We start from the raw sequence: 25,486 nt of genomic DNA on the forward strand, positions 1-25,486 counted from the left end.
CAATTATATTTTCATGACTTTGGTTAAACCGAGCTTCCAGTCCTGATACCATTCGGTAATGTTCTCACTGATCGGTATCTCCAAATCTTGTTCCATTCTGGTGGTTAAGAGACGATACTGCTCCTCCACACCGAGATCGTTGTGCATTTCATCGTATAACTTCATTAGAATAAAATAACTTTCTTCTTCATCCGGAAGCATATGCTGGATACGTTGTGTACTCTCGATCACTTTTTCCGCCAGCCCATGCTGCTGGTAATACAGACTTAGTTGTCTCATATGGTACAACCACAGATAGCGTAATCTTTCCCGCTCAGGTTCAGCCCACATGTATTCATAATTGCCAAGATAGGTACCCTTATATAGATAAAGCGCTTGCTCATACGCATGAACGGTACTTGCGTCTACCACTTTCCATTGCCTGATTTCCCGTTCCCACTGCTCACTATCCAACTGAGCTTCACCCAATTCGAGTCGATATCCCGCTTCCAAGTGTCCACTCTGAATGGTGACCATATCCATATTGCATGCTTTCAGGGTTTGACGGACATGATACATTGCGGTATAGAGTTGATGCACCGTCTTGTCCTCTTCTAATTCAGGCCACAGCATCTCAAGCAACACACTGCGATGAATTGTGTGATTCCGGTGATGAAGTAAATATGCAAACAGCTCCTGCGCCTTGCTTGTGCGCCATTTGGCAACCTGGATATCCTTGCCTGGAAGCTTAAACTGAATCTGATTAAAACAGCAAATTAAAGGTACGTCCGTATCCTTTGACCGCAGCTTGCGTTTTACGCTCAGTTTCTCCCGGACTCGGCTCACCGTCTGCATCAATCGATCTTTTTGGATGGGCTTCATCACATAGTCCAAAGCCTGTAACTCGAAGGCATGCACCGCATATTGGTCGTAACTGGTCACAAATATAATTTCGGTGCCCGGTGTTGCTGCCTGAATCTGTCTTCCCAGATCCATACCATCCATCTCTGGCATATGAATATCCAGAAATACAACATCAGGGCGGTTCTCCACAATACCTGCCATGGCCTCTGTAGAGTTCATATATGTAGCGATAATTTCGATGCCACTTACTTCTTTTTCTAGTAATTTTTGAAGGCCTATCAACGCTAGACGTTCGTCGTCAACCAATATCACTTTCACAGGAGCTTCCTCCTCGACCCTAGAGTCTTGAGATTTATTTCCACTATTATACCATGTAAGTTTAAGTGTTTTGGGTTGCGATTACCTTATTTTAATTTCCCACAATTTAATTGTATAATACTTATATAGAGACGGGTCAACCGACCTGATCCAGAAGAAAGGAAGATTCCACATGGCAGATGCTAATCAAAGCTTTGGACAAGCCCTTGTCAAATCATTGGTGGGAGAACGCGGTCATATCCGCATCGCTCTTGCACTACCCGATATCGATGTCACACTTGCTGCTCGTACGCACGAGGCCATGCCTTATACGATCTATCAGTTGGTGAAGCATATGCATTATTGGCAGCACTTCATGCTCGAACACTTGGAAGGGCGCAAGCCCCAGCCCCCTTCTAACGTGAGTGAGAGCTGGCCTGAAGAGAAAGGTCCTCAGGATGAAGCCACGTGGAAGGCAGATATTCAGGCATTCTTGGATGGGGTTGATCAAGCCGTAGCCATTGCAGAAACAGCACAATTAGATGATCCACTGCTCTATTTCCCTGGGGAAACCAAAGCAGGGCTGCTGCGCAATATCGCCTCCCATAACTCGTACCATCTGGGCGAAATTGTTCTGCTTCGTCGTTTCTACGGCGCATGGCCACCACCAGGTGGCGGATATCCGGCGTAAACCATATTTACAACAGATCTATTAAACGAATATACAGACACATCTAAGCTGTGAAAGGACGATTGTTCCTTTTACAGCTTCTTGTGGTTATAGGCAAGTAACATCCATTGAAATGCAGATTATAACGCTCATATCCTGCACCAGGCTCATATATTACTTCAAGGTACGTATATGACTTTGAGGTGCGTACTTCTCATCCTTCTTTTTCTGACCCACAATATGAACAGAAGAAGAGAGGAGCATGTCCATTGAAAACCGAACAATTGGTTAACCGTTACACCGCGCTTGTCATCGGTGCTGGAGGTGTCATTGGAAGAAACCTCATCGATTATCTGATGACACTTCCGCAATGGGATATCATTGGTGTATCTCGCCGCGGAGGAGAAGATGTCCCCAGGTTGCGTTATATATCAGCTGATTTACTGAACGAAGCAGACACACAAGACAAACTGAGTCATTTAACGACCGTTACGCATATTTTCTACGCCGCGTATCAGGATCGACCAACCTGGGCCGAATTGGTACAGCCCAACTTGGCTATGCTCGTCAATGTGGTGAATACCATCGAACCGATCGCTCCAAATCTCCAACATATTAGCCTAATGCAAGGTTATAAAGTGTACGGTGCACATCTGGGTCCATTCAAAACACCTGCCAAAGAAACAGATGCACACCATATGCCCCCTGAATTCAATGTCGATCAGCAAATGTTTCTAGAGAATCGGCAACCTGGAAGTAGCTGGACCTGGTCAGCCCTGCGCCCGTCCGTTGTATGTGGATTTGCCCTGGGTAATCCAATGAACCTTGCCATGGTTATTGGCGTCTATGCGTCTATCTCCAAGGAGCTTGGCTTGCCACTTCGATTCCCTGGGAAACCAGGAGCGTATCATTCGCTTCTTGAAATGACTGATGCCACATTGCTGGCTCATGCAACTGTATGGGCAGCAACCGAACCTCGCTGTGCCAATCAGGCGTTTAATATCACCAATGGCGATCTGTTCCGCTGGAATGAACTTTGGCCCAAAATTGCTGCATTTTTCGAACTGGAAACGGCACCACCCCTGCCTCTCTCGCTTGCAACCGTTATGGGAGATAAAGAAGATCTTTGGAAATCCATGATTGAAAAGTATGATTTGGTAAACACCCCTTATGATGATGTCTCTTCCTGGGTATTTGGTGACTTTGTCTTCTCGTGGGATTATGACTTCTTCGCAGATGGTTCCAAAGCTCGCCGCTTCGGATTTCATGAATTCATTGACACTGAGGCTATGTTTATGGATATTTTCAGAAATCTTCGTGAGCGCAAGATCCTTCCGTAAAGTAAATAAAATGCATAATAAGCCGATTCGTGAATTCCAGAATCGGCTTATATCAGTTCCTCAACGGTCCGTAGTAGTTGGCGGCTTAAACAGAATTTTTCCTCGATCACCATAAACATTCTCCACGTGTATGTCGCCCCACCTACACATCAGATGAAGAATCTCTTTAAGGCTCCACCCATACTCTGTTAATTCATACTCCACTTTAGGCGGGACCTGATGATGGGAAATACGGACAATGACCCCCGCCTCCGTTAGTTCACCAAGTTGCTGAGTCAACACCTTCTGGGTGATTGCAGGGATCAGCTTCATCAGCTCACCATTACGTTTCTTGCCAAAGGTAAGATGGAATAGAATAACGGACTTCCATTTTCCCCCGATCACTTCAAGAAAAGCTTCAACTGCGGTGTTATATACTTTGAGCGGCTCCTCCATATCACCTTCTGTCTCCCTTCCAGGCTATTGCTCAATCTTCCCGATTCATCTTCTCAAAAATATTTACTAATTGGGCCCGATCCTCTTCGGTCAGCTTCTGGAATAAATTCTTGCGCAGCCTCTGCCCCTCCAAGATTGCTCTTTCGAGGACCTCAATCCCTTTGTCGGTAATGTTCAAATATATAATGCGGCGGTCAGCTTCATCTACAATCCTGACAGCTAATTCCTTGGCTACCAGCTTGTCAGCTAAATAGCTGAGTGTAGGCGGAGTCAGACCCAATAGTTTGGCAATATCCGAAGGTCGGCTTTTTCCATTTTGATTCAGATGACTGAGTACCAGCACATGCGAGACGCCAAGGTCCTCATTAAACGATTTGTTCCACTGTATAATCAATTTATTGGTGAAATTGTCCATGTTGTGTATAAGCTCAAAAATGTTCTGTTCTTCCATGTGATCCTCCTTGTAAAAATAAAACAACAGCCCTCATTCAACTTAAGGGCTGTCATCATTTTACACGCTATTGGGCTGAGTATCCACCATCGATAACCAGCTCAGATCCTGTAATGTACGAAGAATCATCCGAAGCCAGGAACAATGCAGCGTTGGCAATATCGACAGCCTGCCCCAGACGTTGAAGAGGCGTTGCCTGAACGAGTCGGTCTAGCAATTCCTTCGACGTGTTCAAGGCTTGCGTCATTGGTGTTTCAATGATCCCCGGGAAGAGAGCATTCACCCGAACACCTTGACGGCCAAAGGTTGTTGCCGCCGCTTTGGATAATGCGCGTACCGCGCCTTTGGATGCTGAGTAGTGGTTGAAGCCTTGTCCAATCAATGCGGTGTATGAAGAGATATTGACGATGGAACCTTTCTTTTGTGCTGCCATATACGGAGCTACATGTTTCATGCCAGCAAATGGACCAAAGCCATTAATGGAGAGCATTTTTTGCCAATCCTGTGCATCAATCTCCTCAAATGGCTTCTCTGAAGAAATGCCTGCATTGTTGACCAGAATGTCAATTTTACCAAAACGTTCGTTAACGACTTTCGCTAATATCTCCCAATCTTCATCGGAGGAAACATTCAACTTCATTCCGTACACATTCTCTTTTTGGCTTGCTTTCTCCAGTGCTTTCTCATTAATGTCTGCAGCAATAACGATGGCGCCTTCCTTTGCAAAGAGATCGACCATGCCTTCACCAATTCCTGAAGCTCCACCAGTAATAATAGCTACTTTATTATCTAATCTTCCCATAATGAAAACGCTCCTAACGTATTTTATTTGTACAACGCTGCTTTAATGGCTAGGCGTATGGTGTGATTTCATAAACTGTTCAAAATCGGGAACGGTTGGGTTGGCAATATAATGGCCGCCCTCAACCTGGATGGTCTGTCCCGTAATGAATTTGGACTCATCTGAGGCCAGAAATACGACGGTGTATCCAATATCATCGGGTTCCCCGTGATAAGGCAGTGCGTTATATTTTGCGAACATATCCAATACATCCGGAGGCATATTATTCTGTGCTGCCGGGGTCAAGATCAATCCGGGTGCGACAGCATTGCAACGAATGTTATGCTTGCCATATTGGGTGGCAATATACTTTGTCAGATTCACGACTCCTGCTTTTGAGGCACCGTAAGCAACCCGCACCAAATCTCCTGTAAAACCAGCCATGGAGGCTGTATTAATGATGGAACCTTCACCCGCTTCAATCATATGAGGGATGGCGAATCTACAGCCGAGCAGCACGCTTTTCAGATTCACGTTCATCAGCCGATCCCACTCGTCCAGATCTACGTTAACCACGTCCAAATCCTTCTTCAGGTTGGTCAGGCCAACGTTGTTGAACAGACTCGTGAGCTTACCATATTGCTGCACCGTAAACTCCACAGCTTCCTTAATCGAAAATTCGTCTCCGGCATCAACAAAAACGGCCACTGCCTCTCCGCCTTGAGCCTGAATATCCGCTGCCGCTTCTTTAGCACCATTGACATTGAAATCAGCAATAACGACTTTTGCTCCTTCTCTCGCCATCAATTGGGCTGCGGACAATCCTATTCCAGAAGCGCCTCCAGTTACAAGGGCTACTTTGTCTTTCATTCTCAACATGGTTCTCAAGCTCCTTTCATAAAGAAACCGAAAATAAATAACAGCCCTATTATTTAGATGACTAAATATTAGATGTCTAAATAATAGCAGAGGAATGTTCGTTCTGCAATGCATACGGCCCTTTATCCTTATTTTGGATATCTTCAGCGAAGCAAGTGAAATGTATATAAATACAGCCCTCAAGGATTTGAGGGCTGTATTGCATCATGTTTTTTAATCAATATATTGATCCATGTTTTCTGAAAATTTTGATAGTGTCACTTTTCATTCTCCATCCCAGATTCAGGATAAGGCTTGCCTACCGTATCATCTGGTGTCTGAACGTACCACTGAGCATATGTCGCGTTACCAGAATCGGATTCGGATTTCTCTGGCTTGCAAGTAAACTGGTACGCAGATATATCTTCTCCGCGTAAGGTTACAGTCACGGCAAGCTCCGGGTCACCCCAGCTTGGATATTTCCTGCGGTACTGTTCATCAATAATTTCACTTTGAAAAGAAGGGCTGATCATAAATGCTGTGGTTTGAGTGAAAAGTCGATGAATCTCTTCTTCATCCGGTTCTGCTTTGACCGTATATGCGACTTCGACCCGAGGTGTGGAATAACGAATCTCCGTCTTTTGAATAACAGGAAAATCTTGCTCGATATCCTGCCGAAAAGATTTGACTCCTTCTGAAGAGACGTTGGTGTAAGAAGTACATGCCGTCAAGAAAAGAATCAGAGCCAGAATATTCACTACGTGCAATATTCCTGAACAATGTTTGATGCCAGACATACATTCACCGGCTTTGTTTAAAATATATAAATCGTATGCAGATAAACGCCCCTCAGCACTCCTACTAAATTAATTCAACAATTAAACACAGTCATACACCCACCCGGCACTTAACCAATTGCCTAAATCGCTGGAGCCGCTGATTGGCGTAATGGTTATCGTGTTGGACCCATTAACGAAATAGGATGCCGGGATATTCCAGGAAAAGGTTGTATTGTTGCCCCGATAGGTACCAATCGTAAAGCTCCGCGAATTCGGTTGGGATGAGGCTGCCGGATTCGTTAACGTTTGACCGTTAATCGTTACGCTCGGTCTTCCATTGTTGTATGCTGCCGTAATACCGATGTTAAGAACATGCGAAGATGCCGCTTGGGAAGAGTTCAGGCTAAAGGTAACGGTTGTCGGTGAGTTTTGCCCACGGAATTGAATCGCTGGAAACTTGTTGGTTGCACTGCCAGTGGCATAACTGACGGGGCCCCAACTTGGATTACGGCTATCGGAAGGATGACGGATCGGAATCGTCTGGCCATTCAGGAACTCCGATGGCGTACCATCCCAATTCCCAATGCGCCAGATGCTGGATGCTTTACTTGGGTCATTGTTGATCGTACGCGTATTCAGCGTTGTCGTTGATCCTCCAGTGACGTTCACACTTTCCGTATAGACCGCCAGTTCCCCCTTATACACCGTCATGGTGTATGTACCCGGAATCATGCTGTATTTGGCAGCTGCCCCGCTTGAAGAGGCATTCACCCAATATTGGGCGTTGCTGTTGGCAAAACCAACGGTATACGCATAACCCGTATCCATGCCAGAAAGTCCATTAAGCACGACATTACCTCGGCTGGACACCCAACCTGTCAGGTTCAGACCCGACATCCAGCTAAAATCAGGTACGCTTGGCGTTGCACCGGTGGTGAAAATCAAGGCATACGGCCCATGCAGGCCCATACGCCAATTTTCGGTCTGGGCATGTCCTGAATTCATGTAATTGTAGACCTCCGTATCTCCACCACTCTGGAACTGAATATCACGGAAGAACGGACCTCCCGAACTTTTCTCTCGATTGCCATAGTCCATAAACACGCCCACGCCACTGCCCGTAACGCCTCGAATGGTCAGATCCTTAGCCTGATCATTGCCATAATACTTCGAGGTGCTCTGTCCGTTGGCGTAACCAAAAACATCTTGGCTCTCAATCGCGCCGGTGTTATTCCGATTATTCGAGTTGGCCGGAACCCCTGTCAATACGCTGCCGTTGCCCCGGAAAATATAGCGCAATTCACCCACAGATGGTTCCGCTGTGACGTAAGTTGCCATATAGATAATGTTCTCACCGCCACGTGATGAATAATAGTGGGTAAGCGTGCTGGTTGAGACGGTGATCAATACGGTTGATCCCGAAGGAGATGTGTTCCAGGTTACATTGGCTGAGCCCAAACCAGAGCCGATATGGGACCCCTTGCTGGAGCCGTTCAGCTCCGTTCCGTTCATTTTGGCAGATATGATATCGCCATTGGTTTTATTCACCGTGTATACCAGTCCTGCTCCCGTGTTCACTTCAATCCTCGACCCGTTATCCGTAACATAGATGGTGGCTGCGTGTCCGGTGGATGTTGGATATAATACCGCTGCTGTCATCATCACCAGGAATAGAAACGAACTGATTCCCTTTTTCATTAGACGTTTGCTCACGAGCGAATTCCTCCCTGGAATCGTTTTTTAACGTTTTCGTCATGGGCCAAAAACAGATTTAAATATCGTATAATAGATATCTGAATCATAAGTAAAGCGCTTACATTATAATGTATGACAAACGAGCCTGTGTCTCATCTCGGTAATTCTGCTGCATGCGCATATCCACGGGGTCACTTTCTTCCATATCATTCGCTTATACTACCGCCTCCTATATAGGAATAATCTGCATCTAACTTACTGGTAATATCATTAAAATAATACCATTATATTACATAATGTTGCAATGAAAATAGCTATCTACCTATCAGCAGATTCCTCCCAAAGTCGAGTACTCCATCACGGAGTACGGGCAACGGATGACCCCTTCATTACAGGCCATGAATGACTGGGGCGAGGGTCACATCGATCATTTGAACGAGCTTTATGGGGAGGATTCGACGACAGAGCCGCCCGAACGCAGCCAACAAAACAGACGATGATCTGGCCCCCAACATTCCGCGCTTCTTTTACCACACGGAATGAGAGGTTTCCCAACTGAAGAAGCTGCACCCTTTGTTACGGGATGCAGCTTCTTCAATATTTTATATAACAGGGAGCTATAACCTTCTTTACACTGAACCCTCAAGGTTTGCAGGTTGATTTTCCTCATTCACCAGGCCTTGAATAAAGGTCTCAATATTGGGCGCGAGCCAAGTAATCTTGTGGCCTTCTGCTTTATTCACATGAACCACCTCGGGCTCACCGGCATTGCCGGATTCACGATAATCCAGCATCACGACCTCAGACTCGGAAGGGCACTCACACAAAATGACACCAATTTCGGGGTAACCCCCCTGCTCAATAATCACTCGACTGCCCGCTGCTCCACACAATGAACGGGCCTTGTCCCGTCCAACACCCAGAATATTCCTAATTTCAATAAGAATCTTCTCATCACTCTCCGCCTGACTAACCGGAAAATAGCGATAGTGGGGCACACCACCATTATGTAGTTTCATCATGTTTATATAGAATGTCGGCAGCTTGAACACCAGCTGCTCTTCCACTGCTTCAATTTGCTCATCGGTAGGCGGGGATAATACATATTGATCGACGTTTGCTCGACTGTCATTCCAAAAGCTCGTCGATTCTGGATGGATACCAGGTGCAGCTTCGATGGTGATTCCAGTAACAGAGTGGACTGTATCCACGGGCTCCTCTACCACTTCCTCTGTGAGCTCGCCTGCTGTTTTATTCCGAATCCATTCCAGGAACTCCTGTGTATCCTCATCTCCCGGCTCTAATCGGTCCGCTGCTTCGAAAGCTTCACGCGCGTTCTCATATTGCTCCAAATAATAATATGCCAGACCAATGCGGTAATGCCAAAGCGGGTCATTCTGTCCCTCTGCTTCAACCGACAGGAATTGCTCCACAGCCTCCTGGTAACGCTCCAAATTATTCAACGCTCTACCCAGATGGTTGACCAGAATATAATCCCGCTCCTCTTCCGGAACCTCTGTAATCGCATCCACAATCTCTTCATATTCATCCTGTTCATGCCAATCCTCTAGCCGTTCCAAGAGTTCATCATTCATTGATCTTGCCTCCCTCTCTTATTCGTTGTAGAAATTATATCATTTTGTGTGTCTTGATTTAAGTCAATGCCCCTCAGGCCGCTCCTGATTAAAATAAACATCAACCCTATTGCACAGGAGGCAATCTACTTATGTCTACATCCATACAAGAACATTGTTACGAGCGAAAAGCTGCTGTATCTACAGGAATTACGCTCATTATTATGGCCCTGGCTGCATTTTTTTCCTATAGTTATATCCATGGAAAACTGGTTGTACCCGGCGATGCCAGCACTACATTCAACCAAATAACAGCATCATATGGCCTGTTCAAGGCCGAGATTTTGGGATGGGTCATCATCCTGATGAGCGATGTTGTCGTTTCGTGGGGGCTGTATATTTTCCTGAAGCCTATTCATAAATACCTGTCCCTGCTCGGAGCTTGCCTTCGTCTCACCTATTCATCGCTATTGGGCATCGCCATTCTGAACCTGCTCAACGTCATGCTGCTCACGGGAAATTCTGATCAAGCCTTGCTTCCAATAGAGCAGACACAAGCACTGATGTTGCTCTGTCTGGAAGCATTTGAACGGATCTGGTCGGTGGGCCTTATCGTTTTTGGTACACATCTGTTAATCGTGGGCTATGTTGCTTTAAAATCAAACCGTATTCCCAAAACAATCAGTATTTTGGTACTGCTCGCTGCTGTAGGCTATATTGTCATTCACCTATGCAAAACGTTTCTTTCCCCATATGATGCCCTGATTACAGTGCTTCAATTGGTATTTGCTATACCCATGGTTGCAGGAGAACTGGTGTTGGGCATCTGGATGCTGATTAAAGGCGGAACGCAATCCCAAAGAGCATGATGACCTGTTTATCCACGAAACACATTTTCATCTAGCATCACGGCTATGAACTCGCTTCTTAATTCTGCTTAATGACTCTGGGGTGATTCCCAGATAACTGGCTAATTGATGTTGGGGTACACGATCGACAAGATGGGGTCGTTTTCGCAATAACGCTTGATATCGCTCTTCTGGTGAAGACGCAATAAATGATGTCCATTCATCCTGAACCTGGCCCAGGTTTTCCTCTACCATCTTGCGTATCATCGTTTCCAGTGGGGGATATTGCAGAATAATGTCGTTCTCAGCTTGAAAATCACCAACAACCAATACACAGTCCTCCAGGCAGGTTATGGTATAGGCCGATGGTTGATTGTGCTGATGACGATTGAAAATGGAGACTGCTTGTTCCTCAGTATAGAAATTGGAGGTCACTTCTTTGCCCGCTTGATCTATCGCGTACTGCCGCACACATCCCTTAAGCACAAAATAACATTTGGCGGGAACCTCCCCTTGTCTAAGGAGCACGGTTCCCTTTTTATAATTCTTCACGAGGATATCTTCAACAATAGCCTGCTGTTCCTGCTCGTTAAGAGATGTGAATTGACTCATATATTTGAACAGTATGCTTTTCATTTATACTCCTTTCATCTGGCACGGTTCAACGTGTTTTGACACAGTCTCTTTTTATCCAGGCTAACCCTTGCAACGACGAACTTCATTTACTCTCAAAATATCTCTTTTTGCACACCTTGGCAAGATTGGTCCACTCAGCTAAAAAAGAAATAAGAGCGCCACCGGAAAGGTAAGCGCCCCAATATTCTTCCATCAATGTTCATCTTGTAAGCATGCTTATTTAATCCTGCCTGAGATATGTAACCCCCCCAAGAAATAAGCATATTAGAGTCCTCTCTTTGTTTCAAGGCGGGGGCTATCTTTACGCTCACGTTTGACTATGGTGCCGCAATCGGAGTTTTAAGAGGTTCTGACACCTAAAATTGGCCTAAAACAACGGGACAGAACTAACCTTTGTCGATTACTATAGGGTTTTGGCAGCTCGCTTGAGAGCGTACCGTTTTTATGGGTTAGCTTGGCTCCGTCCCTTTTTTGCCATTTCCACGTCCTGCGGGTTGGTCGCAAATGACAATACATAAGCGTAGGCCATTTGAAGGGCAATTTTGATAGGACGGGTCGATTTGCGGGTCTTGGTTAAGAGCTGCCCTCCCTGTAGACTGGTCATAATTGCACAAGCCAGTTCAGCTGGGTCAGTCTCGGCCCGAAGATCACCCCGCTCTTTCATCTTGCTAAATCCATCAATAAAGTACTGCTCCCATTCGTCAAAAGAATGCACCAGGGCCACCCTGGCTGCCTCGTCCTGGTCGGCTAGTTCGCTAGCCAGTGAACCGAGCGGGCATCCTCCCCCGCACTCGCGGCTTTCCTGTGATTCTATAATCATATTAATCCATTTTTCCAAGTTTTCCCATCTGTCCAGATGTTCCAGGAGAGGCCGTTGCACACCCAGCACATTGACGGTTTGCCGCTCAATAACCGCAAGGATCAAATCTTCCTTATTAGCAAAATAGTGATATATCTGGCTTTTACTGGCGGAAGCTGCGACCCGCATATCGTCCAGACTGGTACCCCGGACGCCCTTTTCGTAAACAAGTTGGGCTGCCTGAGTCAGAATACGCTCTCTACTGTTCTGCCCGCGTGAAGTTAAAGACCCGTTGTTTGGCATAAGCTTTCTCCTCTCTTTCTTTTTCATTCTTTTTGCAGTAATCTCCTATCCTGAAAGTATAGGACCGCGAATTTTCACCAATATTATACCATGTACTGGACTATTCGTTCCACAAATGTTACTATGGACTAACTAGTCCAGTTTTTATCACACACAGTTTATAATCTGCAAATCAACCCTAACCTCAGGAGGAGAATACGCATGAAACATTCGATCGCACTCGTCACCGGCACCACCTCTGGGCTAGGTTATGCGGCAGCCCGCAAGCTCGCCATCGAGGGCTACCGCCAGGTCATCATCACCGGGCGCAGCCTGGCCCGGGTTCAAGAAACGGCCGCTCAACTCGCGGCTGAGACCAAGACACAGGTTTTCATTCCGCTGGAACTGGATCTGGACGCTCCGACCAGCGTTCAATCCGCCCTCGCCGAGCTGGTCAAACGAGGTCAGCCGGTTGATTTCTTGCTGCTCAATGCGGGGCTGGTTCCCTTCAAGCAGCGCGATATTACTGCGACGGGCGTCGAGGCATCTCAGGCCCCGCTCATTGGTCATCATGAACTGACTGTCGGGTTGCTCAATGCCAACCTACTGAGTCCCGACGCGCGGATTGTTATCGCCGGCGCGGAGCCTGCCCGAGGGGGCGTGCCCATGTTCAAATACACCGATCTGCCCGCCTTCGCGGCCAAATACCATCAAGGTGACCGAACCGCCGCTGTTGAAGCCCTGATTCGCAACGGGCCGAACGTAAAGTACGTGCCCAACAATGCGTATGCCGACGCGAAGCTGATCATCGCTTGGTGGGTCGCGGCGCTGGCGCGCCGGCTGCCGTCCGGCATGGCTGTGTACGCTGTATCGCCCGGTGGGGCGACCGCCACCAACGTGAAGCGAAGCGCTAACCCGCTGTTGAAGTATGTGTTTATACCAATCGTGAACCTCATTCCCGGAATGAACCAGACGCCGGAGACCGCGGCCAATCGCTATATCCAGGCGTCGGAGTTCGGAACCGACGTCTCAGGGCAATTCTTCGCCTCGGCCAAAGGGAAGTTCTCAGGCCCAATCGTGGTGCAGCTCGAGCCCCACCTCCACGATCGCGCCAACCAGGAAGCCGCGTGGCAGGCCGTCGTCAGTGTCTCCGGCGTCGACTTGTCTTAGCGTACCAAAAAGTTCACAATCAGCTAGGCGCCGCTGGCGTCGCAAGGAGAGTACGCATGGAACGGTACAAAGCGAAGCGGGCGGTGATCATTCGCGGCACGAGCGGCATATGGCTCGCGACGTCGAAGATGCTGAAACGCATAGCGGCGCACGGTATCCTCAATTACTACGTAAGCGGCTTATCCACCAGTTATAGATGCGACCCGCCGCTTGCATCAAGCAGTTGTCCCGTGACCCAGCGACTGTCCGGCGAGGCCAGAAATGCAGCAATATCTGCAATATCCTCTGGCTCACCCCATCGGCCAAAGGCGGAAAGGCCAGCCGCATATTTTTGTCCCTCGGTATTCTGTAACGTCCCAGCATTCATCTCGGTATTAATAATTCCCGGCTGGATGGCGTTCACCGTAATATTGCGGCTCCCTAACTGCTTGGCAAGAAGCAGCGTAAACGTATCAATTGCTCCTTTTGACATGCTGTAAGTAAATACTCCCGGGGAAGCAACCCTGGTCACAAAAGACGAAATGTTAATGATACGACCCCCATCATTGATTCGGGACAGAGCCTGCTGCGTCACAAAAAGTGGTGCTTTTACATTCAGATTCATGACCTCCTCGTAGGATGCTTCTGTCGTCTCCTCGATCCCAACGATCTGCCCAATCCCCGCATTGTTAACCAGAATATCGAATCCGCTGGCCCCTGTCTGACTCCGGATAGTCTCATCCAGCTCAGCAAATAAGTGATCAATACCGTCCATCGTTCTTAGGTCAGCACCAATCATGCAGGCGTTGCCTCCCTCTTGCTCAATCTGGCGAACAACGGCTGCCGCATCATCCTGTCTGTTTCCATAATGGACTGCCACATATGCGCCCTCCTGTGCCAATCGGAGCGCGATGCTTCTGCCGATCCCTCGGCTCGCCCCAGTAACTAAAGCCATCTTACCTTTCAAGCTGTTCATGTGCTCATCTCCTCTATCCTAATTTCAAGAATAGTTATATCACGGAGCCATTTTTGAAATGTTGCTCTTTAATTTCCCCCCGAAGAGAGCAGCATCTAAAACCATATATTTTCATCGTTTGTACCGCTCAGACATGATGAATATATCTCCAAAACATATCAAAAAGGGCAGGATGGTTCGCATTACACGAACCATCCTGCCCTTTCCATTTTTGAGGAAACACTTTTCTCTTCAGTTAAGTCTTCCACTCTCGCTCAGAGCATACACAATCTTTCAACCACGAAGTTTACAATCCTTCGATAAGTGCCTTGATTGAGCTGTCGCTCTCCAGTGCGCGGATAATAATCGTCACGGCTTCAGCCCGTGTAGCTTTGCCGCTCGGTGAGAACACGGAAGAGGATAACCCTTGCACCAGATTGGCCGATGAAGCCTGCGTAATTGCCTCCGCTGCCCAGTTACTGCTGTCCACATCACTGAAGCTTGTCGGAGCATTAGTAGCAAGTACGTTCAGATCAAGCACACGAGCAATAATCGTCACCATCTCGGCGCGGGAAATCGTCGCATTTGGTTTGAAGCTGCCGTCCGCATAGCCAGTAATGACTCCCTTGTCAGCCAGTGCGCTGATATATCCGGCAGCCCAGCTTGACTTCGTATCTTTGAAGCTAGCCGAAGCCGAATTCTCGCCAAGACCAAATGCCCGGGCAATCATTGCGGTAAATTCAGCTCGGGTAACGGACGCATTGGGCCGGAACGAACCATTCTCGTAACCCTCCAACATACGTAATTTCACGGCAGCCCCAATGCTTCGGTTGGCCCAGTGACCAGAAATATCGCTGAATGTCTTTTGTTCATTTTTCGTTGCGGCAATGGCTTCATTAACCGTCTTCAGTACTGTTTCCTGGCTCACAACACTTGATTTGAACGGATTCACCTGTGTTGCTGGCGGTACCGTTGGTTCTGTTGTAGGAGGCGTGGTCACCGTACCCGAATCCGTTCCAGGACCCGTTGATGGTGTGGACGGTGTTGGTGTAGTGACCGAGCCACCACCTGTACCCGGTGTAGTTGGGGTTGTCGGCGTTGTGCCCGGACTTGTTGTATCCGTAATCGCCAGGGCGATGCGGTTGCTCTCATACTTCACCTGGGCATTATATTTGCTTGGCAGGCCATCCACCTGAACAGAGGTGAATTTTCCGCTTTGCTGATTAGCGCCATGGCTTACAAGCGTAATCTCACCCGCACCAGGTACATAGCTGCTGGCAAAATTCACATGCAGTGTTCCGGCGGTGTTCACTGTACCTTTAATGTCGAGCACGTCATTTGCGGAAGCTACGTTCAGCTCCAGCGTACCGTCAGCAGCCTGCGCGAAGTTGCCCTCGATGTTCCATTTGCCAGTTACGCTCTCGGTAACCGTACCCCCGTTGTTGACCACATCGCCACTACCAAACGCAGTAGCTGTATCGCCTTCCAATGTACCCGCGCTAACCTGAGTACCACCAGAGTACGTATTCGCCCCCCGCAGTTTCAATGTACCGCTGCCTTCCTTGGTCAGCTTGCCGGTACCGGAGATGTTATTCCGCCAAACGTCCACCGCGTTAAAACCACCCTTGCTCGCATCCATCACTACCGTTACATCGCTGTTAAATGCACCATATCCATCTGCCGCAGCGAACAGATTGAGGCGTCCCCAGCCCTCGGGATCATCCAGTACAGGATAGCCTGAGGCAATTCCGGTTGTCGCCAGTACCGCACGACGCTGATCCGCACTCAGGTAAGGCTGTCTGGTCTCAAGCAGCACTTCTGCGCCTTTAGGGACTGGCATAGGCTCCGTTGTGGAACCGATCTGCGGGAAGCCATAGGTCAGACGCTCGGTATACTCAGCCTTATTTTTCTCATAGTCGGTAAATCGGTCTTCTGCTGTTCCGGTCTCCTTCAATAACACGTCATGCGCCTGTTGGTAAGCCTCTTGTTTCAATTGCTGATTTTCCGGATCATTCAGGGCTGCCGCAGCAAGTGCAGTTGCCAGAACGCGGCCGCCGATTACATCAAGCGGGGAGTGCATTCCAGCTACGATCCGGTCATCGCCCATTTCTGAAGCACGGGTCACAAGTTCTTGGAATCGCTCAGGAACGGAATACGCCAGTGCAAGTGCAGCAAGATAGGAGGCATTGGTATGTCCACTAGGGAAGCCTCCATCTGATGCAGCCTCTGTGTCTGGTTTAATTAATGGTCTCAGCGTAGGCACAACAACCTCGTCAGTCTTCAACCAGCGAAATGGACGCATGTACTGGAAGAAATTTTTTGAAGGGTTGGAAGAAGCTGAGTTGCCACGCACAGCTCCGATCAAGTCAACCATTTTGCCAAGCCTGGAATCTGAATCTCCGGCCTTGTTCGTTCCGTTTTCATCCGTATACTTGGTTGTTGTGGCATCTTCCGGAATACTTTTAATGGAAGTAAATGTACCTGATATCTCACGATAGACGTTGGCAAGTGAACCCAGACCATCTACAGCACCATACGATTGGTTAGTACGATCTGTATAATAAGCGGCCTCTTCGTCTGCCTTGGTTCGGGTTGCAGCACGATCGGCTACATACTGAATGTTATAATCCAGGATATCCGCTCTAATCTTGGTCCCGTTATCCCAGGAATTACCCGGTGTCCATAGATCCAAAAACTTGGACAATGTACCAACAGCCGCATTCGTTTCAACGGTTGTATTTGAATTACTGTTGCTCTTATACGTATCTACAAAATAACCCCAAGCCGGCTCCTGCGGTAATGGAACTTGCGAATCACTTGGCGCCGCAAGCGCAGCACTTGATGCAATTGAATTGGATATGAGCACGACACCCATAGCAGCGGTCAACATTTTCTTTTTGTTTTTGTTGGCTTTCGTTTTCAAATCTTTTCGACTCCCATCGTTTTGTAGTTGGTCTCGAATCGGTCTCAATGTAGCATCCGGCACGCTTAACCAGCAATAAAACAATTTCGCCATTGTATCAATTTCGGAGAAATATCGCCTATTTTCGACATTTAACATTCACTTAATATAAATCGTGAATTTTGATGGAATCAGGTAGTGTATAATCGTCGCCGGGAGGAATGCCTCATGAAAAAATGGAGCTCCGCATGGGCGGGTTTGGCGATTTCGTACGGTTCCATCGTGGTCGTCATTGTGCTGCTCATCTGCTCTTTCTTCTATATCTATTTCTCGCGCAGTTACAATGAGGAATTGCAGAACAAGAATCAGCTGATTCTGGAAAATACAACACGAACCATTGAAGGAACGATCCTGCAAAGGGTGCAGCAAATGTATGTAGATCTGTCACTCGACAAGTCTGTGGATATTCGACTGTTCGCGGAACCATCTACCCGGAGCGGGCTGGACAGTGTCATTGACCTACAGGAGTTACTTAAGTCCAAGGTTGCCGGCAACGCGGACATGATTCAGGCCATACATCTTTATTATCCTGGACAAAATATTATGCTTTCTTCGCTTTACGGCCTGCGCTACAACGCCGATCAAGGGGAAGGCTCGGCTTATTATTCAGATTGGCTTCAGGACATGCGCACCAGCAAGCAAAATAGCCTGTGGACGGCTTCACGCCAGGTTCCGCAGGACATTTTCTCCAGTGTGCCAGGTGGCACAAGTGGCGGCAGCAACGCCCTGTTGACGTACACGCACAGCTATCCTTTTCAGTCCACTGGCGAGACCGGAGATGTCTATATTGCAATAGATGTTAAAGAAAGCGCGATTAGCAGCATCATCGAGAATATGATGCCCTCACAATACAAAAGCACATTTATCGTTAACCCGATGGGTAACACCATTAGCAATGCCAATGCAGATACTCTTGGGCAGCCGCGGGAATACGATGCCAGTATCAGGAAAACACTGCAGTCCGGAAACGCCAAGGGCAGCTTTGACGATAAGATTGGCAATACATCGGTTGTTGTGTCCTACCAGACCCTGCCTTTGACAGGATGGACTATCTATAGCGCAATGCCGTCCAGCTTCTATTATGAGCAGTCGATCATGGTACAGAAGCTCATCCTCGGCATCTGCATGATCGCCATCGTGATCGGTCTGGCGCTGTCAGCCGTTTTGCTCAGAGCCAACTACAGCCCGATCAAACGCCTCGTCAGCCGGATTAAGGACCTATCCGGTCCGGCAGCAACGCAGATTACGAATGAATACCGGCTGATCGACAATGCCTTCATGCAATTAAACGATAAGGTGAGCAGCCTTGAGGAAACGCTGCTGGCGAACAGTCCGGCAATCAAGCACAACGCTGTACTGAATCTGCTGCATGGCGGCTATAGCCGAGAACAGTGGGCAGAAGAACGGACTGCACTGGGCATCTTACACCCATATCATGCATACAGCTGTTTGCTTCTAAATACCGGAGTATCCCACATCGGACTTAGCTCGGAGAACCTGCCATCCGTCATATCGAGATTTATCCATGGGCTGGAGTCCCTGTCCTTACCGGACAGCCGCCTGATTGCCGAGGAACTGCCGGACAAGAAGCTGGCGGTTATTCTGTGTACGGATATAGCGTCTGAACCGCTGCTGGACAAGCTGTCCCAGCTTCTATTGTCAGAGGCACGACAGCAGTTCCAGCTTGATCTCCAGCTGTCGTCAGGCTCCTGGGTGCAGGAGCTGGCCGATGTGCACAGAAGCTTCAGCGAGGCCCAGGCGTTGATGAAATATGCGTATTTCATGCCCGAGCTCCATATTCTGAAGGACCGCAGCATTCTCCAGCGGGAGCACAATATGGATGAAATTCCTCAGGCGATGCTAGCCAAGTTCAGGGACAAACTCCAGAGCAGGCAGATGGATGAAGTGATAGTGACTGTTGAACAGGTGGTTGAACATATGCAGGAAGGGCAATATCCCGCTGACTATTGCCATTTTATCCTGTCGAACATGGTATTTATCTATTCGGATGTGGTGAAAAACGTACGCTACAAGCACCCCCTTCAGTTCGGCCACCCTGATCTGTATCATGAATACACGAATCTCCATGATGTTCTCGCGTACCGCAGCTGGCTGGTGGAGTCGGTCACAACATTTGTTAAAGAAACCGAGAAGCGCAACAGTGAGCGGGCCGTATCGACCATTGAACTGGCGAAGCAGTATATTGAAGCCAATCTGTCCGAAGACCTCTCGTTGGAAGCTGTTGGAACGAAGGTATTTCTTAGTCCAAAATATCTGAGCAAGCTCTTTAAGGAAGAGATGGGTGTTACCTATACCGACTATGTGACATCCCGCCGAATGGAACAGGCAAAGGTATTGATGGAGAACAACAATATGACCATTGATCGGATCGCAAGCTCCGTCGGGTATGGCACCACAGCCTACTTTATAAAACGCTTCAAGGAAATGTACGGCTGCACACCGGGTCATTATGTACGCAACCTCTCTTCGGCAGTGATGCCAGAGGCCGGATCATGAGTATGAGGAGGATGGGCGGGATGAATATGAAGGAACCGAAGGCGAAGACGCCTTATGGCTATCAGCTGTTCCTGACTACTGCACTGCTGACAATGATGGGCGTTGTTCTTGGCGGCTGCAATCTGCTGACCGCGCCCAGTGCCATTGTAGAATCGAAGCAAGGCAGCGCGTTATCCCCCCTCACGCCGAAAGCCAAATACCATATCTCGTGGACGATGCATCAGAATTTGCCTGTACCGCAAGATGCCGAGATGTTGAAGGTGGTGGAGGATCAATTCGGTGTGGATCTGGACATTTGGAATATGGAAAACAATAAATACGAGTCACTTCTCGACATGAAGCTAGCTCAAGGTAACATTCCCGACCTGTTTCGCATTCGTCAGCCACAGGACCTGCTAAAGTACCAGCAGCAAGGGGTGCTTGCCGATATTCCTGTAGAGACGCTGAACACATATGCCCCGAATCTGATGCGCATCATCCATGAACAGGCGCCTGCTTATGAGCAAACGGGTGTAATTGACGGCAGATATTACGGAATTCCTGTCATTAATCCGACCAACATCTACCGTACACCTGTGGTGTATCGGCAGGATTGGCTGCACAAGCTGGGGTTGTCTGTTCCGCAGACACTGGCGGAATTCGAGAAAGTCATCTATGCATTTACCTTTGATGATCCCGACGGCAACGGCATCCAGGATACGTACGGCTTGTCCAGTGAAGGCATGAACGTTGTATTTGGTGCCTTCGGTCAGATTGTTTTTGCAGATCAGCTGTACTTTGGCTCAAAGGATGGGAAGAAGGTCATCGGTGCTCTCGAGCCCGAGATGAAAGAGGCGCTGACTTACCTGCGTAAATGGTACAAGGATGGCGTGATCGATCCTGAGTTTGTCACAGGCGAGAATAAAGGCGGCTACAAACACCTGTCTCATGCATTCATTAACGGTAAAATCGGGATGACCTCGATGGGCAACTACTACCACTGGATTCAGGATGGCGATTATGAGGATTGGCGTGTTGAGCGTGACGGTCAAGTGGTACAAAGTCCCGCACAAGCTGTGTTTAATGTGAAAGAATTAACGGCCAAGTTCCCTGAAGCACGGGTTGTTTTCGGTAAACCGTTCACCGGACCCCACGGACAACGCGGCTCCAAAGGAAATGACATGTTAATGAGCTTCACCTCCATTGGAGCCGATGCGGTCAAAGAACCCGGCAAGCTGGAGATGATACTGCGCATTCTGGACGAAGTCAGTGCAAGCCCAGATCCAGATAAAGCAGCACGTATGACCTACGGGGTAGAAAATAAACACTGGGTCTGGACACCAGCGGAACCCCGAAACATCGTCATCATGCCGCCATATGACACCATGTTCGGGTATCAGAATACGATTGGCGCCAATATCGGCATGACTGTGCCGCTGAAACAGACGGGAGAACGGGAACAATGGGCGGCCACACTGCACCTCGATCAGGACGGTATTTATAATGCGCTGGAGGTCGCTACCCCCGCTTTGGCCAAATACAGTGATTTGTTGATCCGATTGAAAAATAAAGCCTATATCGCTTTTATCTCAGGGGAGCGGCCGATCAGTGAGTTCGATGAGTTTGTACAGGAGTTCATGTCCGCAGGAGGTGCGGAAGTGGTGAAGGAAGCGAATGAGTAAATAAATGAGTGAAGGAACCGAAAAGGGGATATCCCATAAGTCATAAATATGACAGGGGACATCCCTTGTTCGTGTTATTTTGTTTGAATGAACCTGAGACACGCTATTTGCTCCCATTTGCCCAGATCTGAGAGCTAACGAATCACAGAGTCGTTATTTCGTCGATTCGGTCGATTTTTTAGGTTTTAACCACGTTTTATGACGAAATAGCTCCACTGAGGTTCGTTAAATCTTGCAAGCGTTGATGATCCGCCTTTTAAGGGGCGGTAGGTTCGTTAGCGCTTCGATAGAGGCGGAATTCCTTTGGAGAAAGCCCCTTCTGTCTCGGCCTCCATATTCACATGTGATGGACTCAAGCCAAATACTCCGCCATAATCTGCTCGATATCATACGGGGTCACGCCTTCATCGACCGCATAGATGGTATCGGCCTGCTCCTTCGTATCCACCAGTTCACCCCGAGCCTTGGCGTGCAACATGAACAAGTCGTATAGATCCGGTTTGCGTAGCGTGGTCAGGGCTTTGCCCATCAGGACCATCCCTTTTTGATTTCCTTCGACATTATTGTAATAATCCGGGTGCCTAGTCAGCGCCAAATCGGTCCAGATGACTGTACGATCTACTAGATCCATAATGACGGGAATCGCGATCTGTGTATCTGCCGTGATATCAATCTTGTTCGCCACCGTGGACGGCTCGAAGATCTCGCCAGAACCCGGCTTCTTCCGCATCATCCAGCCTACAAAGCATTCCGGCAAATCGCAATATGGATGACTCGTGAAGGAAAGCAGACTCGCCGCCACATAACGTCCGCCATAATCAACAATCGACGGAATATGCAGGTCAATGAACTCGCTCGCACCATGAGGGGCTGTCACAATATCTCCGCTGTGAGCGGCCCGGTATTTGGACGAACGCAGATTCGTATAGGAGATATGCTCCACATAGTTCCAGTTCTCATCGTACATCACCGCAGACAGATCAATATCTACACGCCCCGTTGCTTGACCGTTCACAGTCCCTTCCTTCCACCAGTTGAAGAAACGAATCGTATCTCCCTCGGCCATCGGTACACGGCTTCCCCGAACAATCGTATGAAGGGCCTTGCTCGCCGATCTTTGGGAAAAGGGAACCAAATAATCATGGAGCTCTGGATCGACATACGTTTTCCCAAGCGAAGGAAGGGCGGCGAAACGCTGCACCAGCGCCTGTTCACACATCTGCACGACGGCACGACAAGTGTCATCGTCCATCTCGGGAAGCTGATTCGGAATGGCGAAAGCTTTCGCTACATTGCCTTTCGGGAAAAATACACGCAGATCCTGCGGCTCATTACGCCGGGCAAAATGCTGCTTCACCTGCAACAGAACCGGGGTCGATACGTGCTCCACAATTTCTTCGAACGCCAGCAATACATACTCCTTATCCGTGGTAGAGCGCAACAATTGATCCAATCTTCTCGCAAATTCACCAGGGCGCTGCTTCAACAGCTCAATCAAACTCCACACATTCTGGTATTGGAAGGCAAGCTCCACACTTCCGTTAAAGGTCGTAAACGGCTTGTTATTACGCAAAATATCAAAAGCTTCCTCGCATCGCGGGTACCGCAGCTTATATTCAGATGGATGCAGAATTTCGCCCAGACGAAGCCAGCGCTCCTTGTAACGGAGCATGTCTTCCGTAATCGAACCGCATTGCTCCAGAAGACCAAGCAACAGGCGTCTTTCACGGCGCTTGAATTTACGGAAAGGCGAAGCCAGAGCCAGGCTGACATCGCCATCCGACCAGGCCACAGCAAGACGAAGGACATCCGTTGCCGTTCTGAAATACGGGCCGATTCGGTCGATATTGGCTTTTTCATACGTTAATAACGAAGCTACCACGAACCCCACATTTTCCTTGAAAGGAATCTCGGCTGGCAGCAGCGCATCTACTTCATCCGGTTCCGCATGTTCAAGCACCGTATCGATATCTGCTTTGTCTGTCTCCGAGATGGAGCCCTTGGCTTCAATCAGTTGGCGCATGAGCGTCTGAAAGTCTGCTTTGTTGCCAAGGCCAATGACTTTTAGATTTATTTTATCCAGCAAAGGTACTCTTTCCACGGATTCATGATTCGGATATACCCAGGTCAGATAATGAAGGATGGCATTCAGGTAAAGCTCCACCTCATCTTCCTCCATCACCTGCGCCGGGAATCCAGGGTACATCGGTTTGTAGTCCACATGCGCGCCGACCATGGTTCTCAGATCAGCCACAACCTGGGCCACCCATGCTTCAAATGGTTCCTTGGATAACATTCGCACGGCTTGCATCAACTCATCCGAGAAGGTGTATCCAAGTGTTTCTATATTTTTAAGGGCAGTCGCCAAATAAACCTTCGGCAGCTGATTCTCCCCTTGTTCTTGCTCGATCATGAGTTTGTTCGCTCTGCGCAAATAGATGGTATTGTTCATGATAAAAGAGTCCAGGAAAGCCATATCCCTAAATGCTTGGTCTGATGTAGAAGGAAGGAATATGATAGCCTGGACGCCTCCTCTCTGAATTGAGATCTTCAGGAGAGCGGCGACCCTAATTTCGCCAATGAGTTAGAAGGAAGGATCGCCATAGCCTGAAGGCCAAAGGTCCGAAGCTTGTGACCCGAACCTTTGATGAACCCATCATCTCAGATTCCACGATCTCCCAACAGGGCGAAAGTATTACGACTGGTTAAATCACGAAATAAATTATGTGTTTACAAGTTCCTGTTAGCTCGTTGCTGAACACCACCGTTAAGGGGGATTGCTCAGCTATGCGTCGAATAGATGGAAGAGAGAGATCTGTAACTAACGGACGTTCAGGAATCTAAAACACGATTAAAGGATGGATAAGAAGATGAAGGCAAAACTTCAAACCCTATATAACGATTATCTCAATATAAAGTGGAAAAGAGGGCTAACGCCTGTCCATTCGGAGCCTTTTGAATATGGCTTATATGAAGACGATAGCGCAGGCTTATTCCTTTCCGGTCATTCTGAAGAAACCTTTACGAACTGGATGAGTGAGCTCCGTCCAGAAGATCCATACTATGGCAGCAAACCAATGGGGAAGCCCGTTCTCGCTGAAGTTTTCAACCAATTGGATGTATACGACGAACTCGTTTTGTATTATCTGCTCTTTACCTTGAATACCACCATGTCCATTCATACGCATAACTCCTACAGCGCGATGAATGATTTTATGAAAAACTATAGCTTCTTTCAGCTTGCCCAACTGAATGGACTGTCCAGCTTAAAGGATGAACAGAAGCGTGAACTGAGAGACTTTTTCTTCTTTTTTTATCTTTATACGCATCCGGTTAACGAGGAAACCCTTTACGCCTGTTCGTTTAGCGGGCAGGACGTTATACATACCAAAACCAATATCAAGCTGGAGCACTACTTCTCGGCGTTCCACGAATACTACATTGAAAATCAAGATAAATATGGAGAGCAAATCCTCATCTCCCCACATGAAATACAGGCTTGCAAACATCTTACATTGGAGCTGATACGAACCATCGAGGGTAAATCTCCCAAGCTAATCATGCCCATGGAAGAAGGATTAGAGGCTGTAGTCGAATTAATTAATAACGTGGATCAGATGCTGCATATGTACGCGAAAAATAAGACTTTGCTGTTTGATGTCATGAGGAACTTTCTCGCTACACCCCACACTAGCCCCTATCGGGATCATTGCTTCACGACGCTGCTTCAGAATTATGTTTCATATATCCTGTATTTTAACTTTGATGAGATTCATGCATTGGTGGATGATTTCAGAGACACGCCAGAATGGTGCGGGATCGTCATCAATAAAATCTTTACGGATGCTATCTTTACTCATAAGATTATGAGGACGAGCGCTATTGAGATTACAGATTATCCGGATGTCATGGAGTTCTTTAACGAGGAATCGAGAAAGTTTTATCTGTAATTCG

Annotated in this window: 21 protein-coding genes; 8 read left to right on the forward strand and 13 right to left on the reverse strand. The window is 48.0% G+C overall.

The features are described from left to right. Positions 1–3: 3 nt before the first annotated feature. A complete protein-coding gene (locus MKY42_RS31980) occupies positions 4–1,161 on the reverse strand; it encodes a response regulator (protein ID WP_090902847.1) in 1,158 nt (385 codons plus the stop codon). Between the two features lie 172 nt (positions 1,162–1,333). Here MKY42_RS31980 and MKY42_RS31985 point away from each other — a divergent pair, with 172 nt between their 5' ends. Further along, positions 1,334–1,831, forward strand: a complete 498-nt coding sequence (locus MKY42_RS31985; protein ID WP_339847596.1) for a DinB family protein — start codon at positions 1,334–1,336, stop codon at positions 1,829–1,831. 248 nt (positions 1,832–2,079) lie between these two features. After that, positions 2,080–3,150, forward strand: coding sequence for an SDR family oxidoreductase (locus MKY42_RS31990; protein WP_339847599.1), 1,071 nt, complete (start codon positions 2,080–2,082; stop codon positions 3,148–3,150). Positions 3,151–3,210: 60 nt separating this feature from the next. Here MKY42_RS31990 and MKY42_RS31995 read toward each other — a convergent pair whose 3' ends face one another. The 6 genes from MKY42_RS31995 to MKY42_RS32020 all read right to left on the reverse strand — a co-directional run bounded on the left by MKY42_RS31995 (position 3,211) and on the right by MKY42_RS32020 (position 8,167). Next, the gene (locus MKY42_RS31995; protein WP_339847602.1) at positions 3,211–3,585 is read right to left on the reverse strand and encodes a helix-turn-helix domain-containing protein; all 375 of its coding nucleotides are present in this window, start codon (positions 3,583–3,585) and stop codon (positions 3,211–3,213) included. A 31-nt stretch (positions 3,586–3,616) separates the two neighbouring features. Continuing rightward, positions 3,617–4,036 (reverse strand): MarR family transcriptional regulator, encoded by a 420-nt coding sequence (locus MKY42_RS32000; protein WP_339847605.1) that lies wholly within the window; start codon positions 4,034–4,036, stop codon positions 3,617–3,619. A 67-nt stretch (positions 4,037–4,103) separates the two neighbouring features. Continuing rightward, the gene (locus tag MKY42_RS32005; RefSeq protein ID WP_111620262.1) at positions 4,104–4,838 is read right to left on the reverse strand and encodes an SDR family oxidoreductase; all 735 of its coding nucleotides are present in this window, start codon (positions 4,836–4,838) and stop codon (positions 4,104–4,106) included. A 42-nt stretch (positions 4,839–4,880) separates the two neighbouring features. Continuing rightward, entirely contained in the window at positions 4,881–5,696 is an 816-nt protein-coding gene (locus MKY42_RS32010) for an SDR family NAD(P)-dependent oxidoreductase (protein WP_179262377.1), read from the reverse strand. 257 nt (positions 5,697–5,953) lie between these two features. Beyond that, a complete protein-coding gene (locus MKY42_RS32015; protein ID WP_339847612.1) occupies positions 5,954–6,472 on the reverse strand; it encodes a hypothetical protein in 519 nt (172 codons plus the stop codon). Between the two features lie 81 nt (positions 6,473–6,553). Further along, positions 6,554–8,167: a rhamnogalacturonan lyase B N-terminal domain-containing protein gene (locus MKY42_RS32020; protein WP_339847614.1), complete on the reverse strand. Its 1,614-nt coding sequence runs from the start codon at positions 8,165–8,167 to the stop codon at positions 6,554–6,556. 314 nt (positions 8,168–8,481) lie between these two features. On the opposite strand from MKY42_RS32020, the gene MKY42_RS32025 reads away from it, so the two are divergent. Continuing rightward, entirely contained in the window at positions 8,482–8,649 is a 168-nt protein-coding gene (locus MKY42_RS32025) for a winged helix-turn-helix transcriptional regulator (RefSeq protein ID WP_339853195.1), read from the forward strand. 129 nt (positions 8,650–8,778) lie between these two features. On the opposite strand, the gene MKY42_RS32030 is transcribed toward MKY42_RS32025, so the two are convergent. Further along, positions 8,779–9,744 (reverse strand): SMI1/KNR4 family protein, encoded by a 966-nt coding sequence (locus MKY42_RS32030; RefSeq protein WP_339847617.1) that lies wholly within the window; start codon positions 9,742–9,744, stop codon positions 8,779–8,781. 131 nt (positions 9,745–9,875) lie between these two features. On the opposite strand from MKY42_RS32030, the gene MKY42_RS32035 reads away from it, so the two are divergent. Then, positions 9,876–10,592, forward strand: coding sequence for a DUF4386 domain-containing protein (locus tag MKY42_RS32035; RefSeq protein WP_339847619.1), 717 nt, complete (start codon positions 9,876–9,878; stop codon positions 10,590–10,592). Positions 10,593–10,619: 27 nt separating this feature from the next. On the opposite strand, the gene MKY42_RS32040 is transcribed toward MKY42_RS32035, so the two are convergent. Further along, on the reverse strand, positions 10,620–11,207 hold the full coding sequence (locus MKY42_RS32040) for a Crp/Fnr family transcriptional regulator (RefSeq protein WP_339847622.1): 588 nt from the start codon (positions 11,205–11,207) through the stop codon (positions 10,620–10,622). Between the two features lie 442 nt (positions 11,208–11,649). After that, positions 11,650–12,309: a TetR/AcrR family transcriptional regulator gene (locus MKY42_RS32045; RefSeq protein ID WP_177185813.1), complete on the reverse strand. Its 660-nt coding sequence runs from the start codon at positions 12,307–12,309 to the stop codon at positions 11,650–11,652. Between the two features lie 201 nt (positions 12,310–12,510). Here MKY42_RS32045 and MKY42_RS32050 point away from each other — a divergent pair, with 201 nt between their 5' ends. Next, the gene (locus MKY42_RS32050) at positions 12,511–13,458 is read left to right on the forward strand and encodes an SDR family NAD(P)-dependent oxidoreductase (protein ID WP_090902822.1); all 948 of its coding nucleotides are present in this window, start codon (positions 12,511–12,513) and stop codon (positions 13,456–13,458) included. Positions 13,459–13,648: 190 nt separating this feature from the next. Here the strand turns inward: MKY42_RS32050 and MKY42_RS32055 are convergent, their stop codons facing one another. Then, positions 13,649–14,413 carry an SDR family oxidoreductase gene (locus MKY42_RS32055; protein WP_339847626.1) on the reverse strand — a complete coding sequence of 255 codons (765 nt, stop codon included), beginning with the start codon at positions 14,411–14,413 and terminating at the stop codon, positions 13,649–13,651. A gap of 286 nt (positions 14,414–14,699) precedes the next feature. Then, entirely contained in the window at positions 14,700–17,315 is a 2,616-nt protein-coding gene (locus MKY42_RS32060) for an S-layer homology domain-containing protein (RefSeq protein ID WP_257031765.1), read from the reverse strand. Positions 17,316–17,522: 207 nt separating this feature from the next. Here MKY42_RS32060 and MKY42_RS32065 point away from each other — a divergent pair, with 207 nt between their 5' ends. Beyond that, complete coding sequence (locus tag MKY42_RS32065; protein WP_339847633.1) at positions 17,523–19,871, forward strand: AraC family transcriptional regulator; 2,349 nt, start codon at positions 17,523–17,525, stop codon at positions 19,869–19,871. A gap of 20 nt (positions 19,872–19,891) precedes the next feature. After that, on the forward strand, positions 19,892–21,532 hold the full coding sequence (locus MKY42_RS32070) for an extracellular solute-binding protein (RefSeq protein ID WP_339847636.1): 1,641 nt from the start codon (positions 19,892–19,894) through the stop codon (positions 21,530–21,532). Positions 21,533–21,884: 352 nt separating this feature from the next. Here the strand turns inward: MKY42_RS32070 and MKY42_RS32075 are convergent, their stop codons facing one another. Beyond that, positions 21,885–23,984 (reverse strand): TerD family protein, encoded by a 2,100-nt coding sequence (locus MKY42_RS32075; RefSeq protein WP_339847639.1) that lies wholly within the window; start codon positions 23,982–23,984, stop codon positions 21,885–21,887. A 418-nt stretch (positions 23,985–24,402) separates the two neighbouring features. On the opposite strand from MKY42_RS32075, the gene MKY42_RS32080 reads away from it, so the two are divergent. Continuing rightward, positions 24,403–25,482 (forward strand): hypothetical protein, encoded by a 1,080-nt coding sequence (locus MKY42_RS32080; protein ID WP_339847642.1) that lies wholly within the window; start codon positions 24,403–24,405, stop codon positions 25,480–25,482. Positions 25,483–25,486 lie beyond the last annotated feature (4 nt).

The sequence above is a fragment of the Paenibacillus sp. FSL W7-1088 genome (assembly GCF_037969855.1).
In the GTDB taxonomy this organism is placed as follows: domain Bacteria; phylum Bacillota; class Bacilli; order Paenibacillales; family Paenibacillaceae; genus Paenibacillus.

Excerpts from the sequence above, each read along its gene's own strand:
- MKY42_RS32000 (WP_339847605.1), bottom strand. The coding sequence starts at position 4,036 with ATGGAAGAACAGAACATTTTTGAGCTTATACACAACATGGACAATTTC.
- MKY42_RS32050 (WP_090902822.1), top strand. The coding sequence starts at position 12,511 with ATGAAACATTCGATCGCACTCGTCACCGGCACCACCTCTGGGCTAGGT.
- MKY42_RS32055 (WP_339847626.1), bottom strand. The coding sequence starts at position 14,413 with ATGAACAGCTTGAAAGGTAAGATGGCTTTAGTTACTGGGGCGAGCCGA.
- MKY42_RS32070 (WP_339847636.1), top strand. The coding sequence starts at position 19,892 with ATGAATATGAAGGAACCGAAGGCGAAGACGCCTTATGGCTATCAGCTG.
- MKY42_RS32080 (WP_339847642.1), top strand. The coding sequence starts at position 24,403 with ATGAAGGCAAAACTTCAAACCCTATATAACGATTATCTCAATATAAAG.
- MKY42_RS31995 (WP_339847602.1), bottom strand. The coding sequence starts at position 3,585 with ATGGAGGAGCCGCTCAAAGTATATAACACCGCAGTTGAAGCTTTTCTT.
- MKY42_RS32045 (WP_177185813.1), bottom strand. The coding sequence starts at position 12,309 with ATGCCAAACAACGGGTCTTTAACTTCACGCGGGCAGAACAGTAGAGAG.
- MKY42_RS31985 (WP_339847596.1), top strand. The coding sequence starts at position 1,334 with ATGGCAGATGCTAATCAAAGCTTTGGACAAGCCCTTGTCAAATCATTG.
- MKY42_RS32005 (WP_111620262.1), bottom strand. The coding sequence starts at position 4,838 with ATGGGAAGATTAGATAATAAAGTAGCTATTATTACTGGTGGAGCTTCA.
- MKY42_RS32075 (WP_339847639.1), bottom strand. The coding sequence starts at position 23,984 with ATGAACAATACCATCTATTTGCGCAGAGCGAACAAACTCATGATCGAG.
- MKY42_RS32015 (WP_339847612.1), bottom strand. The coding sequence starts at position 6,472 with ATGTCTGGCATCAAACATTGTTCAGGAATATTGCACGTAGTGAATATT.
- MKY42_RS32040 (WP_339847622.1), bottom strand. The coding sequence starts at position 11,207 with ATGAAAAGCATACTGTTCAAATATATGAGTCAATTCACATCTCTTAAC.
- MKY42_RS32065 (WP_339847633.1), top strand. The coding sequence starts at position 17,523 with ATGAAAAAATGGAGCTCCGCATGGGCGGGTTTGGCGATTTCGTACGGT.
- MKY42_RS32030 (WP_339847617.1), bottom strand. The coding sequence starts at position 9,744 with ATGAATGATGAACTCTTGGAACGGCTAGAGGATTGGCATGAACAGGAT.
- MKY42_RS32010 (WP_179262377.1), bottom strand. The coding sequence starts at position 5,696 with ATGTTGAGAATGAAAGACAAAGTAGCCCTTGTAACTGGAGGCGCTTCT.
- MKY42_RS32035 (WP_339847619.1), top strand. The coding sequence starts at position 9,876 with ATGTCTACATCCATACAAGAACATTGTTACGAGCGAAAAGCTGCTGTA.